This is a genomic window from Catenibacterium sp. AM22-6LB (assembly GCF_003435615.1).
Lineage (GTDB): Bacteria > Bacillota_I > Bacilli_A > Erysipelotrichales > Coprobacillaceae > Catenibacterium > Catenibacterium mitsuoka_A.
In genome coordinates this window covers 94486-108362 of record NZ_QTUM01000002.1, presented here as the reverse complement: position 1 = coordinate 108362, position 13877 = coordinate 94486, and the positions used below count along the sequence as shown (strand labels likewise).

The following is a 13877-nucleotide window of genomic DNA, read 5'->3' as shown; positions in this document are numbered from 1 at the left end:
ACGTCATATTTAATTCTCACTGATTTCTTTAGCAAGCTGCATAATTTCAAACGCATACTTTCGCTTACCGTTTGCTAGCATTTTCTTGTAAATAGGATAGTTAATTCCCATTCCAAACAATCCTATAATACCAACAACAACACCCAAAACAAACATAAAGGTTGTACCATCGCCGATTACCTTCATAGACAGGCACATTCCAACACCGGCAATCAAGGATGTAATAATCCCGAAAGTATAGGTGAAAACAGTTACCGGCAACTTTGCTCTTGCGTCTAATTTGCGAAGTGCAACTACCTTTGATGTATCTTTTGGTGCATACTCATTTGCAAGCTGTTCAGCATAAATTTTGTCTGTATTCATATAACAAACCTCCTGTAATTTGATGGATTTATTATACAAAGATAAAAACTAAGACTGAACAACACAAATTCCATTTTGTGTTGTTTTCTACTGTATCAAATTGAGAAATTCAATCTTTTACATTTTTAGATTTCAGCATTCCCACAAACACAGGAGTGCTATACCGCAATTCACTTATAGGTAAATTAATTCCACTCGCACAATTTTCCCTCACCGAATTATTCTACATGTCTAGTATAGCATCTTTCAATATTATCACCAATCTGGTTGATGACCACAAACAAAAACAGCCTATTGGAATCCAACAAGCTGTTTTATATTTAGAATATTTTTTATAGCTAATTACTATGCTCTGACTTTCTTCTTACGAAGCACATATGCACAACCAACTAATAATGCAAGTGAGCCAATAGTAGCAATTAATGATGTAGCTACATCAGTTGAATCACCAGTCTTAGCGGTACCCTTCTTATCATCAGTCTTAGTTGTTACTGTTGTAGTGTCTTTTTTATCTGATTCAGATGGTTTCACTGTGATGTTTGGTTTATCTGTTTCAGATGGTTTTTCTGGTTCTGATGGGTTTGGTTTTTCTGGTTCAGTTGGTTTTGTTGGTTCAACTGTCTTAGTTGGAGATGTCATCTTCCATAACTGTGTTCCATAGAATGGGTTAGCTGTACCAATAGCCATCCAATCATCACCTGTTGCGAAAGCACGTAAACCATGGTTGTATGGATCACCAAAACCATTTGTAGTAATTGCTGTGAATGATTCACCATCAGCTGATGTATACATATCAAATCCACGCTGAGCTTTAGATAAGTATTTTAATACCTTACCAAATGCGATTAAGTTATCTTTTTTAGTGATTGTCATGAAATCTTCAAATAATTTCTTTAACTTTTCAGGAAGCTGAGAAGAAATCTGAGTGTAGTATTCATATACTTCAGCGTATTCATCTGCGAATTCCTGAGAGCCCTTTTCATCTAAAGAAGATGATAATGGATCTAATCCTGAAACCATAGTAATAACATCATTTGACGCTTCATCGCTTAAGCTATTTGCTTTAATAGAACCATCTTCAAGACCATTCACTAAAGCCTTTACCTGATCATCAGAAAGTGTAACAGCTTCTGCATCACCATTATCTAAAGAATATGCTGATGTGCTATATCTTTCATTTGCAGTTTCAATTGCTTTCTGTACCTTTTCAGATGCAGTTAAGTTACTGTCATCTTCTTCATCAGAATCTGTTTCAGCAATCGGCTGAGTTGGATATTTAGAGTTCTTACTTAATACTAATTCAATGAAGACCTTAAGGTAATTCATCTGTGACTTCCATTCTTCTTTAGACATCTTTAATAAATCACCATTTGTAAACTGTCCAATAGGCTGCAACAAACTGCTGCTATCAAATGTACCAAAGTACATTTTGCCATCAAATACAGTAGACTGCCAGATATACTGGTTTTCATGATGTCCAAATCCAGAGCCAAGTCCTGAAATACCACCATTAGGGAACATCTTAGTTGCATCACCTACAACTAATTCCATGTTTTCATCCTTATCCATACGATAAAGACTTACAGACTGTTCTAAGTTCTTTGCTAAGAATTCTACATTCTTTTTGAATACTAAATCTTCTAATGCGATTTCGATATCTTCATATTCACCAATATAAAGATGATCATTGTATACTAACATATTACATGCACCAGCACGTGTACGTTCAGGATCGATACCAAATGTATATTTAGCACCATCTGCTTTATCACCTACAACTGGTCTCCATGTCCAAGAACCATCCGCTTTTTCTTCACCACACACAATCGCAAATGACTGCATTGTATGTTCATCAGGCTTGTTTTCCTGTGTACCAGTACATAAAGCAACATAAAGCTTGTTATTGAATTCTACCATTTCCCAGATAGAACCACCATAGATACTATCTGAATAATGATATGCAGGATAGTTAAATAAATCCTTCTTAGTTGCAATCTTCTTAAATGAAGACTGACCTGCTGATGGGTCTTTAGACTTTAAGATATAAGGTCCATCAACACCAACACAGCTTGCAATGAATTCACCATTGAATTCTGTCATACCACGGATACCAGTACTGATACCTTCTTTGTATGCAGCACCTAGTTCCTGTGGAGTGATACCAGTGTAGACACACTTGATATCATCTGTCTTAGGATCGATGCAGTAAATGCTAGGTAAACCAGCTTTTGCTCCTTTATTACGTACAGAACCGCAGAAATAAAGTTTATCCTTATAACGCATAGCGTTTCTGAAAAGTGGTCCTTTACCATTTAAAGACTTAGACATTAATAATTTAGTTTCACCAGTCTTAACGTTTACTTTTATAAGAATACCATCAGAATCTTCATCTGCAGTGCCATCTTCTTTTTCATGTCCATAGAAAAATGTTCCATTGAACATTGCTTTAAGTGCAGCAGTCATAACTTCCTTATCGAACTTATCACCAAGAGTAGTATCCATTAATGTTAATGTATTCCCCATTGCTGCATAACAAGTACCAACATACATCCAATCACCATAAGATGCTGCAGACCAAGCATAACTCTGTCCCTGATCACCTTGACCTGTTGCACCATCTTCTCCAGTGACACCAACATTTCCACCACCTAGATAATCAACAATACCATCAGGTGTAGATACTGCTTTGTCTGGGTGAGATAACTTGGCAAAAGTATAATTACCGTTGCTGTAAGTTACCTTTGGTTGAAATTCAGAAGTATCTCCAGCAGCACTTACTGCAGAAGTACAAGAAAATGCGAGTGTAAGTGCAACAAAAGAAGCCCCAAATTTCTTAAATAGGCTATGTTTCATAAATTCCCTCCTCAATATATATTGTTTGCCATTCCGTTCAATCTTGAATTTTATCACCATTCCTTCAAGTTGTAAAGCGTTTGCAAAAAATACAAATTATACAAAATGGCCAATTTGTACAAATAGTTACTTATAATTATATCGTTAATACATGTTAATATTTTTAAATCAATATTTATTTTGTGTATTTTTATGAAAAAGAGCGTTTATTTCATCTAAAATCACTGATATTTGTTATATTATTCCAGTAATACTCAATCATCTTCATTAGTGTATCTCTTTTATTCATTTTACTCTTTTTATGCTAGTATTATTTAGCAACAAATTCATTCACTTTTTTTAGCATTATCAGAAAGTTCCAGGATTATTATTGACCCTACACACTTATATTACATATCAAACAAATCTGAATGTCTTCCAGTATCGAAAAACGTAAGTACAAGAACATCTTTTTCTTTCATACAAATAAAAAAGAAGCGATAGTATCGCTTCTTCTAATGGTTTATTCAAACTCAATAGTTCCAGGTGGCTTAGATGTAATATCATACATTACTCTATTCACACCACGTACTTCATTGATAATTCTATTCATAGTCTTATTTAAGACTTCATAAGGGATTTCAGCTGCTTCTGCAGTCATGAAATCAATAGTATTAACGGCTCTTAATGCAACAGCATAGTCATAAGTTCTTTCATCACCCATAACACCTACTGACTGCATATTAGTTAATGCTGCAAAATACTGACCGATAGAACGATCTAATCCAGCATTCGCAATTTCTTCTCTATAAATCGCATCTGCATCCTGTACCATACGTACCTTTTCTGCAGTAACTTCACCAATGATTCTAATACCAAGACCTGGTCCTGGGAATGGCTGTCTGAATACTAAATATTCTGGAATACCAAGTTCAAGACCTACTTTTCTTACTTCATCCTTGAATAAGTCTCTTAATGGTTCAATAATTTCTTTGAAATCTACACAATCAGGTAATCCACCAACATTATGGTGAGACTTGATGACTGCAGATTCTCCTCCAAGACCGCTTTCTACAACGTCTGGATAAATAGTACCCTGTACTAAGAAATCAACGGCACCAATCTTCTTTGCTTCTTCTTCAAAGACTCTGATGAATTCTTCACCGATGATTTTTCTCTTGCTTTCAGGTTCAGTTACACCCTTAAGCTTAGAATAATATCTTTCCTGTGCATTCACTCTGATAAAGTTTAAGTCATAGCAGCCATCTTTACCAAATACAGCTTCAACTTCATCACCTTCGTTTTTACGAAGTAAACCATGATCTACAAATACACAAGTTAACTGATTTCCGATAGCCTTAGATAATAAGACTGCTGCAACAGAAGAGTCAACACCTCCAGATAAAGCACATAATACTTTACCATCGCCAACTTTTTCTCTGATTGCTTTAATAGATTCTTCTACGAAAGAATCCATCTTCCAGTCACCAGAACATCCACATACATCGATTACGAAGTTTCTTAACATCTTCTTACCTTCTGCTGTATGTAATACTTCTGGATGGAACTGAATACCATAAAGGTTCTTTTCTCTGTTTTCACATGCTGCAACTGGACATTCATCAGAATGTGCTACAGATTTGAAGCCAGGAGCTAGAGCTGAAATATAGTCATTATGACTCATCCAGCATACTGTCTTTTCAGATACATTTGAGAATAATGGTGAAGTTGTATCAACAACGATTTCTGTCTTTCCATATTCTCTAGTAGGTGCAGCTTCTACATTTCCACCTAATACATATTGCATTAGCTGAGCACCATAACATAAGCCAAGTACAGGAACACCACATTCGAAAAGTTCTTTTTCGCATGTTGCAGCTCCTTCTTCATAGCAGCTATTAGGACCACCTGTTAAGATGATTCCCTTAGGGTTGAGTTCTTTAATTTTCTGCATTGCAACTTTATATGAATAGATTTCACAATATACGTTGCTTTCACGAACTCTACGCGCTACGAGCTGATTGTATTGGCCACCAAAATCAATAACCAGTACTAATTCTCTCTTCATAAGTTCTCCTTTACTATTTATTTATTAAAATACTTCCTTAAGCACAATTGTCTGAGTACGATCAGGTCCAACTGAGAACATTATCACTGGGCAGTGAATAAGTTCTTCAATCTTCTTGATATAGTTCTGAGCATTGACAGGAAGTTCTTCAAATGAAGTGACATTTGTGATATCTTCCTTCCAGCCTGGTAATTCTACATAAACTGGTTCTACTCTTTCTAATTCTTCAATAGTAGAAGGTAAACCATGGATTTCTTTACCATCTAACATGTAAGCAGTACAAATCTTAATAGTATCTAAACCACTTAATACATCTAACAACATTAATGAACATCCAGTTAATGAAGCCATTCTTCTTGACTGGTTAACGACAACTGCATCGAACCATCCAATTCTTCTAGGTCTCTTAGTTACTGTACCAAATTCATGACCTGCATTTCTGATATAATCACCTAATTCACCTTCAATTTCAGTAGGGAAAGCACCAGAACCAACACGAGTAGTATAAGCCTTAATAACACCTACTACATCAGTTAAATAAAGAGGACCAATGCTTGCACCAGATGGTACACCATTAGCACCTGGGTTAGAACTTGTTACATATGGATAAGTACCATAATCAATATCAAGCATAGTACCCTGAGCACCTTCAAATAAGATTTTCTTCTTTGCCTGGAATGCTTCATCTAATAAGATACCAGTATCACAAACCATAGGTTTGATTACTTTAGCATATTCCTTATATTCTTCAAAGATTTCTTCTGCAGTACACTGTAATCCAGGATACTGTTTCTTCTTGAATGCTAATGTTTCTTCAAGTCTCTTCTTGAATAATGGTTCATTAATGAATTCACCAACACGAATACCGATACGGTCATATTTGTCTACATAAGTAGGTCCAATACCCTTCTTAGTTGTACCGATACTTGCAGCACCACGCATTTCTTCTTCTAATTCGTCAATTTCAATATGATAAGGTAAAGTGACATGTGCACGATCTGAGATGTGCATCTTATCAGTCTTGATACCTGCATCATTTAAATACTTCATTTCTTCAAGTAAAGCTTTAGGATTGATAACCATTCCGTTACCTAATACAACTTCACCAGTTGTAAAGATTCCGCTAGGAATAAGTCTTAAGGCAAATTTCTGGCCATTAAACTTAATAGTATGACCTGCATTATTACCTCCAGAATATCTCACTACTAGATCTGCCTGCTGTGCAAGATAATCTGTAACCTTTCCTTTTCCTTCGTCGCCCCACTGGCTTCCAACAACAACGACTCCTGCCATTTATGTTCATCCTTTCTTTCATTAAAATACAACTATATTATAGAGGATAAAGAACATTATGTAAAACATAAAACTATCGTTAAATCAATGAAATTATGTGAATAAGTGCTATAATCAAATCACACGAGGTGATTTGATGAAAAAACTAGCGGTTCTGTTTCCTGGAATTGGTTATCATTGTGATAAGCCACTCCTCTACTACTCTAAAAAATGTTTATCAGCCTATGGCTATGAGATCATTGAAGTGAACTATAAACACTTTCCTCATATGAAAGATAAAGATGAATTAATTAAGCAGGCTGAAGATATTGGTTATGCGCAGACTGAAGAAATTCTCAAAGATATTCCATTTTCTACTTATGATGAAATCCTATTTGTATCAAAAAGTATTGGTACTGCCATTAGTGCACGTTTTAATGAAGAACATCATGTGAATGCATATTCTATTTATTTCACACCACTTGTTGCGACTTTCAAGTATAGTTTAAATGGTATTGCCTTCCATGGTACAAATGACTCATGGGCCAAAACGAATCTCATTCAATGTGCATGTGACGAAGCACATATTCCACTTATTCTCTATCGTGATGCAAATCACTCATTAGAGTGTGGAGATGTGCTTGTTGATATTTCTAATCTTCATGACATCTTTCTTCATGTCATAGAAGCAATTCAAACAGTTTATCCACTACATAGGTAAACCTTTTTTTAAATAACGATAAAGATAAAGCTGTAATTTGCTTGTCAAACGATTCATTGAAAGATGATAATCCTTCAACATCCCATCTGTAAATCCTTTATCGTTATTCACATGGATAGTGACCTGATCACCTAAAGAGACATGCTCCACCTTAGAATAAATAACTAAGTCAGCATCTTCTTTTACATAAGGCTTAAACCATGTGGGGACATCTATATCCCCTATGAATTGAATAGGGACCATGATGTCTTTGAGGGCTTTTTCTATAGAACCTCCTGGAATCAGATAGCCTTTTAATAGTGTTTCTATCTCATTCCTCATTGGGGTCATATGTTGATATGCTTCTTCTTTTGTTTTGGCTTTATTCGCTATGCGTACTCTTACATAGCCTTCTCCTGCATACATCGCAAGAGTGACATCTGTCTGTTTATATTGGGTTTCTGTCAGTTTTTCATCAATCATACTTTCCCCAATACCCATCACTAGAAAGTCTTCTGTATAGATTTGTTCCTGGCGATAGTGTTCTAGATAGGGTTTTAAAGAATGTTCTACGACATAATTGAATTCCTTAGGTGGACCAGGAAGATTAATGATCATCTTACCATCCTTGCTCATCACACAGCCATTGGCTGTTCCTACATCGTTCTCTAATATATAAGCATTTTCCGGGAAATAAGCCTGTTTAAAGTTGTTGTCAGAAACAACATCGAGTCCTGTCACAAAGCGACATTTTTCATCCACCTTACGAGCTTCTTCTTCGTTATAGACAAGTTCTAGTCCTAAATATTCTGCTGAGAGTTCCTTAGTTAAATCATCCTGCGTTGGACCAAGTCCTGCAGTCGTGATGACACAATCTGTCCCTCTTTTAAACGCAATATCGAGACATTCCAATAAACGTTGTGGATTATCACCCACAGTCGTCTGATGATAAATATCAAATCCTAATTCTTTACACATCTTAAAGAGTACCGGAGCTTCTGTGTTGATGATTTCACCAAGAAGAAGTTCTGTCCCTACATTAATCACTTCTACATTCATATATCCATATACATATCATTCCATTTTGCTTCTCCATGAGTAGAAGAAGAGACACCAAGATGCTTATAGCCAAAACTTTCATAAAAGCCAATCAAGTGATCCTTGCATGTGAGAAATATTCCTTTTTTATTTCGCTCCTTCGCAAGAGTGATATAGCCATTCATAAGCATGTGTGCTAAGCCTTGATGCTGATAATCAGGATGTACATCTAAGCCAAAAACTGTCATATAATCACCACTAGGATCATGTAATGAAGCATCTTCATAGAATGCATCTGGTAAGCCTTTAATATTCGATGTATTCCCATTAATAAAGCCAATAACATCTTTATCTTCTAATACAAGAAAGTTCTCTGAAAAGGCATTAAAGCGTTCTTTAAACTGCTCATAAGTCGCTGCTTCAGCTTTAGGAAAACAAAGAGACTCTATACGAGAGATAGCTTCTATATCACCTATAACTGCTTGTCTTAATCTCATGACATGTTCCTCCTTTCAAAATATTTTTTGTATCTTATACAAAAAAGACTTGATAGTCAAGTGGCTATCAAGCTTTTTACTATCCATTTTCAAATTGTGAACGATAAAGTGTTGCATAGAAACCATTTTCTTTAAGTAGTCCTTCATGATTACCGATTTCTACAATATCACCATCACGCATAACAATAATTGTATCTGCATCTCTAATAGTAGAAAGACGATGCGCAATAACAAATGATGTTCTATTCTTCATTAATTCATCCATCCCCTGCTGAATTAATACTTCTGTTCTTGTATCAACTGAAGATGTCGCTTCATCAAGAATCAAAATCTTAGGATCCTTTAAGAAAGCACGGGCAATAGTCAATAACTGCTTCTGACCTGCACTGATATTAGAAGATTCTTCATTGATCATAGTGTTATAGCCATCAGATAATGTATGAATAAAGTGATCTACATGCGCACTCACGCATGCTTTTTTGACTTCTTCATCAGTGGCATCTAATCGACCATATTTTAAGTTATCCATGATAGTACCATTAAATAACCATGTATCCTGTAATACCATACCAAATAATGAACGAAGATCACTACGTTTCATTTGAGTGATATCTTCACCATCAATCATGATAGAACCACCATTGAGTTCATAGAAACGCATCAACAATTTAATAATAGTTGTTTTACCTGCACCAGTCGGACCAACAATGGCTACCTTCTGACCGGCATGAACATGGAGTGAGAAGTCATTGATGATGATCTTATCTGGATTATAACCAAAGTGAACATCCGCAAAAGTGACAGCACCCTTCATATTCTGTACTTCTTCAGTTGTAAGAGTAGCTGAATCTTCTGTCAATTCTTCTTCCTCTAAGAATTCAAAGACACGTTCTGCAGCTGCACCAGTACTTTGTAATAAGTTAGCCGCCTGAGCAATCTGAGAGATTGGCTGGTTGAACTGTCTAACATACTGGATAAATGCCTGGATATCACCAATAGTGATTGTTTTAGAACCTGCTAGAATACCACCAATAATACAAACACCTACATAACCGATATTACCGATAAAGTTACTAATTGGCATCATGAGTGATCCAAAGAATTGTGATTTCCATGCTGATGTATAAAGTGATTCATTATATTGTTCAAACTGTTCTACAGATTTTTCTTCACCATTGAACGCTTTGACGACCTGATGTCCACCATACATTTCTTCAATATGACCATTGACATCACCAAGTGAGTTCTGCTGCTGAGTGAAGTATTTCTGTGAATGCTTCATAACTAAACGCATCAAGGTCATTGATACAGGTAATACTACAACTGCAATTAAAGTCATCTGCCAGCTGATTGTAAGCATCATAATAAAGATACCTACAAGAGTAACTACGTTAGAAATAAGTGTAGATAAAGACTGGTTTAATGACTGAGCGATTGTATCAATATCGTTAGTCACACGAGAAAGAATATCACCACTTGTATGCTTATCAAAATAAGAAAGTGGTAAACGGTTCATCTTTTCAGAAATATCTTTTCTAAGTGAGAAGGCTGCATCCTGTGATACGCCAGAGATGATCCAGCTCATAATATAACTAAATAGAGAACTAGCTGCATATAACACGACAAGAATCAATAAAATCTTGACGATATAATTAAAATCAATACCACCGGTATTGGCTACTTTAGCCATGATACCTTCTGATAGTTTATCTGTTGCTTTCGCAAGAACCTTAGGACCTATAATATTAAAGATAGTAGAACATACCGCAAATACCATCACAAAACAAATCTTGAAATGATATGGTTTTAAGTATGCGAGTAACTTCTTTAATGTACCACCTAAATCCTTCGCTTTTTCATTATTACCACGGCCTCTGCCCATACCCATTGGAGCGCGACGATTTTTATTCATTGTCTAATTCCTCCTTTGATAACTGAGATAAGGCGATTTCCTGATAGACAGAACATGTTTTCATTAATTCTTCATGTGTGCCTTTTCCTACAATCTTACCTTCATCAAGTACGATGATCTGATCTGCATGCATGATAGATGCAATACGCTGTCCAACGATCAAGACAGTGTTATGAGTCTTGGCAGTCATTTCTCCTAGACGTTTTCTAAGTGTTGCATCAGTCTTGAAGTCAAGTGCTGAGAAGCTGTCATCAAAGATAAGAATTTCAGGATTTTTTGCAAGTGCTCTTGCAATTGCGAGACGCTGTTTCTGTCCACCTGATACGTTTGTACCACCCTGAGAAATAGGTTCTTTAACACCTAATGGTTTTGTTTCAATGAATTCTTTTGCCTGTGCAACATCAATCACTTCAGCCAATTCTTCATCAGATAAATCAGGGGCACCATATTTAATATTTGATTCAATTGTACCTGAGAATAATAATCCCTTTTGAGGTACGACACCAATACGGTCTCTTAAATCATGCATAGAGACATGTCTTACGTCCACACCATCTACTGTGACTTCACCTTCAGTTACATCGTAAAAACGAGGAATAAGGTTAATAAGCGTTGATTTACCTGAACCTGTTGATCCAATAAAGGCTGTTGTTTCACCAGGACGGGCTGTAAAGTCAATATCAGTTAAAACTGGTTCATCAGCACCAGGATACTTAAATGATACATGTTTGAATTCTATTAAACCTTTCTTGTCTTCATCAAAAGAAGTGCTCTGTTCTGGATTTTCAATTGTAGGTTCAGTATTTAATACTTCAGCTACACGGTTTGCGGCAACACTTGCACGAGGTAACATAACTGCAATCATTGCGACCATTAAGAAACTCATAACGATAATCATGGCATACTGTAAGAAGGCCATCATTTCACCAATCGCAATATTACCTAAATCAACCTGCTTTGCTCCAAAGTAGATAATGAGTAAAGTCATCCCCTGCATGATAAACATCATGATAGGCATTAATGAAACCATCACTCTATTAACAAATAAGTTTGTCCCTGTTAAATCTTTGTTAGCCTGATCAAAACGTTTTTCAGATTCTTCTTCATTTCCAAATGCACGAATGACAAGAATACCTGAAAGGTTTTCTCTCATTGCTAAGTTAAGTTTATCAATTAATTGCTGGATAATCTTGAATTTAGGCATTGCGATAGAGAAAGTGACACCAAGTACTCCAAAGATAATAATGACAACTAAGAAGATCATCCAAGTCATAGATGGTGAGTTCTTAACAGCCTTCATAATACCACCAATACCATTGATTGGGGCAAGCATACACATTCTTACGATTATCACAAGAACCATCTGGATCTGAACGATATCGTTTGTACTACGAGTAATTAAAGAGGCTGTAGAAAACTTATTGAATTCAGTATTAGAGAAGCTTTCAACCTTCTTAAATACAGCTAAACGTAAGTCTCTTGCCACTGATGCACCAAGTTTTGATGCTAAGAATGCAACACAGATAGAAGCCACAGCACCAAGTAAGGCAATAGCTAACATCTGAATACCTTTATGGGCAATATACTGGTTCTGTACTTTATTGATATCAGCACCAAGTTTCTTATATTCAGCTTTGACACCTTCACCAGCTGCAATCTTCATTGTAGATTCACCCATAGTCTTCATCTGCTTATCGACGCTTTCAAACATCTTATTACGTTCATCTTCACCCATTGAACCGATGAAATAATAAATATCTCCATTGTTTAAATGTGTTTCCATGTCATCAATCTGTGCTTTTGCATCATCTAGTTTCTTCTTAGATTCATCTAATTGAGGTTTTGCAGAAGCGACTTTTTCTTTAGCCTGATCAAGCTGTTTCTTGATTGTTGAAGACTGGCTCTTCATTTGTGCCATCTGACCTGCTGAAGCATTGAGTTTTTCATAACCAGCAACTGCCTGAGAAATACCAGCTAATTGAGCCTGAAACTTTGTTTTTGCGTCACCTTCAGGTAATGCATTATATTGTGCTGTTAAAGTGTTCTGCATTTCTTTGGCTTTTTCATATGAACCAAACTGAGTGTTTAATGTATTTAGTGCACTATCATATTGCTTAATTGCAGTCTGCATCTGTTCATACTGCTTCACACCCTGATTGTATTTAGCCATGCCAGCATTATACTGTTCTAAACCTTTATTATAGCCATCTAAGCCTTTTTGATAGCCTTCCTTAGCAGAATTAATAGCTGAATCAATCTTTGTCTCAAATGACTTATACTGCTTTGTACCAGGTTTCATTTTATTCATAGAATAAACAATCAACATAGGCTTAGTTAATACTTTATTGAGTTTTTCTTCATCTACATCTTTCTTTAAGATATATAAAGTCTGATTCTTTGCTTTTTTGAATGTCTTATAATAAGACTTGTCCACATCCTTTGCAGGAGTTTTCTTATACGCATTTTCTAATACTTTTTGATCTTTTGAAGAGACAAATAATAATAAATGATTATAAGTTTCTTCACTTAATACAGGAGATATAGCTGAATCGAAACCTCCTGCCTGAATACCGCTAGATACGATATCAGACATATAATCAGGAAGTGTTAATTCAGTATAGGCCTGTCCAAATATACAAACGATGGCTAATACAAACAATAACCAATATTTCTTAAAATATTTCTTAAGTTTAAGCATCGTCTTCCTCCTTTAATTCATCTTCCATATTCTTAATAATCATATCAATCATATGTAATACGGCATCATGATCTTCTTTTGTGAGTCCTCTGCTGCATACTTCTTCCATATGTCTCATCTTATCCTTACAGATTTCTAAATACTCTTCACCCAATTTACTTAAACGCACTGTAGAATGACGTTTATCTTGAGGATTCTGTTCACGAATAATATAGCCTGCTTCTTCTAGACGCTTGATTCTTACTGAAAGTGTTGCATCAGAAATATGAAGATATTGTGCCACTTCTTTTTGAGAATGACCATGTTCTTTAATCACAAATAACAAGCGTGATTGATCACCTGTTAAAGGCATATCCTTAAAGTTACGCATCATATACTTTCCTACTACTTTTCTAAGTACTGCGACCTTATCTATCATCACTTTGACATTCTCTTGCATGTCCGTTGTACACCTCCTTACTATTAGTTAGTATGCTAAATATTATAGTTAGGGTGCT

Annotated in this window: 10 protein-coding genes; 1 reads left to right on the top strand and 9 read right to left on the bottom strand. The window is 35.7% G+C overall.

Annotated elements, in window-relative coordinates:
- Positions 1-9: 9 nt before the first annotated feature.
- The 4 genes from DW269_RS01365 to DW269_RS01350 all read right to left on the bottom strand — a co-directional run bounded on the left by DW269_RS01365 (position 10) and on the right by DW269_RS01350 (position 6556).
- Complete coding sequence (locus tag DW269_RS01365) at positions 10-363, bottom strand: dihydropteridine reductase (RefSeq protein ID WP_117458213.1); 354 nt, start codon at positions 361-363, stop codon at positions 10-12.
- 345 nt (positions 364-708) lie between these two features.
- Positions 709-3216, bottom strand: coding sequence for a hypothetical protein (locus DW269_RS01360; RefSeq protein WP_117458212.1), 2508 nt, complete (start codon positions 3214-3216; stop codon positions 709-711).
- Positions 3217-3718: 502 nt separating this feature from the next.
- Positions 3719-5263: a glutamine-hydrolyzing GMP synthase gene (gene guaA / locus DW269_RS01355; RefSeq protein ID WP_117458211.1), complete on the bottom strand. Its 1545-nt coding sequence runs from the start codon at positions 5261-5263 to the stop codon at positions 3719-3721.
- A 24-nt stretch (positions 5264-5287) separates the two neighbouring features.
- Positions 5288-6556 (bottom strand): adenylosuccinate synthase, encoded by a 1269-nt coding sequence (locus DW269_RS01350; RefSeq protein WP_117458210.1) that lies wholly within the window; start codon positions 6554-6556, stop codon positions 5288-5290.
- Between the two features lie 136 nt (positions 6557-6692).
- Between DW269_RS01350 and DW269_RS01345 the strand changes: the two genes are divergently transcribed.
- Entirely contained in the window at positions 6693-7256 is a 564-nt protein-coding gene (locus DW269_RS01345) for an alpha/beta hydrolase (protein ID WP_117458209.1), read from the top strand.
- Here DW269_RS01345 and DW269_RS01340 read toward each other — a convergent pair.
- The 5 genes from DW269_RS01340 to DW269_RS01320 all read right to left on the bottom strand — a co-directional run bounded on the left by DW269_RS01340 (position 7245) and on the right by DW269_RS01320 (position 13819).
- Entirely contained in the window at positions 7245-8294 is a 1050-nt protein-coding gene (locus tag DW269_RS01340; RefSeq protein ID WP_117458208.1) for a molybdopterin-binding protein, read from the bottom strand. The two genes, DW269_RS01345 and DW269_RS01340, sit on opposite strands and share 12 nt — an antisense overlap.
- Complete coding sequence (locus DW269_RS01335; protein WP_117458207.1) at positions 8291-8770, bottom strand: GNAT family N-acetyltransferase; 480 nt, start codon at positions 8768-8770, stop codon at positions 8291-8293. Before DW269_RS01335 ends, DW269_RS01340 begins: the two co-directional genes overlap by 4 nt.
- Positions 8771-8849: 79 nt before the next feature.
- On the bottom strand, positions 8850-10682 hold the full coding sequence (locus DW269_RS01330; RefSeq protein WP_117458206.1) for an ABC transporter ATP-binding protein: 1833 nt from the start codon (positions 10680-10682) through the stop codon (positions 8850-8852).
- Positions 10675-13380, bottom strand: coding sequence for an ATP-binding cassette domain-containing protein (locus DW269_RS01325; protein ID WP_233502404.1), 2706 nt, complete (start codon positions 13378-13380; stop codon positions 10675-10677). The genes DW269_RS01330 and DW269_RS01325 overlap by 8 nt, the downstream gene beginning before the upstream one ends.
- Positions 13373-13819: a MarR family winged helix-turn-helix transcriptional regulator gene (locus tag DW269_RS01320; protein WP_117458205.1), complete on the bottom strand. Its 447-nt coding sequence runs from the start codon at positions 13817-13819 to the stop codon at positions 13373-13375. The genes DW269_RS01325 and DW269_RS01320 overlap by 8 nt, the downstream gene beginning before the upstream one ends.
- Positions 13820-13877: the final 58 nt, after the last annotated feature.

Excerpts from the sequence above, each read along its gene's own strand:
- DW269_RS01365 (WP_117458213.1), bottom strand. The coding sequence starts at position 363 with ATGAATACAGACAAAATTTATGCTGAACAGCTTGCAAATGAGTATGCA.
- DW269_RS01360 (WP_117458212.1), bottom strand. The coding sequence starts at position 3,216 with ATGAAACATAGCCTATTTAAGAAATTTGGGGCTTCTTTTGTTGCACTT.
- guaA (WP_117458211.1), bottom strand. The coding sequence starts at position 5,263 with ATGAAGAGAGAATTAGTACTGGTTATTGATTTTGGTGGCCAATACAAT.
- DW269_RS01350 (WP_117458210.1), bottom strand. The coding sequence starts at position 6,556 with ATGGCAGGAGTCGTTGTTGTTGGAAGCCAGTGGGGCGACGAAGGAAAA.
- DW269_RS01345 (WP_117458209.1), top strand. The coding sequence starts at position 6,693 with ATGAAAAAACTAGCGGTTCTGTTTCCTGGAATTGGTTATCATTGTGAT.
- DW269_RS01340 (WP_117458208.1), bottom strand. The coding sequence starts at position 8,294 with ATGAATGTAGAAGTGATTAATGTAGGGACAGAACTTCTTCTTGGTGAA.
- DW269_RS01335 (WP_117458207.1), bottom strand. The coding sequence starts at position 8,770 with ATGAGATTAAGACAAGCAGTTATAGGTGATATAGAAGCTATCTCTCGT.
- DW269_RS01330 (WP_117458206.1), bottom strand. The coding sequence starts at position 10,682 with ATGAATAAAAATCGTCGCGCTCCAATGGGTATGGGCAGAGGCCGTGGT.
- DW269_RS01325 (WP_233502404.1), bottom strand. The coding sequence starts at position 13,380 with ATGCTTAAACTTAAGAAATATTTTAAGAAATATTGGTTATTGTTTGTA.
- DW269_RS01320 (WP_117458205.1), bottom strand. The coding sequence starts at position 13,819 with ATGCAAGAGAATGTCAAAGTGATGATAGATAAGGTCGCAGTACTTAGA.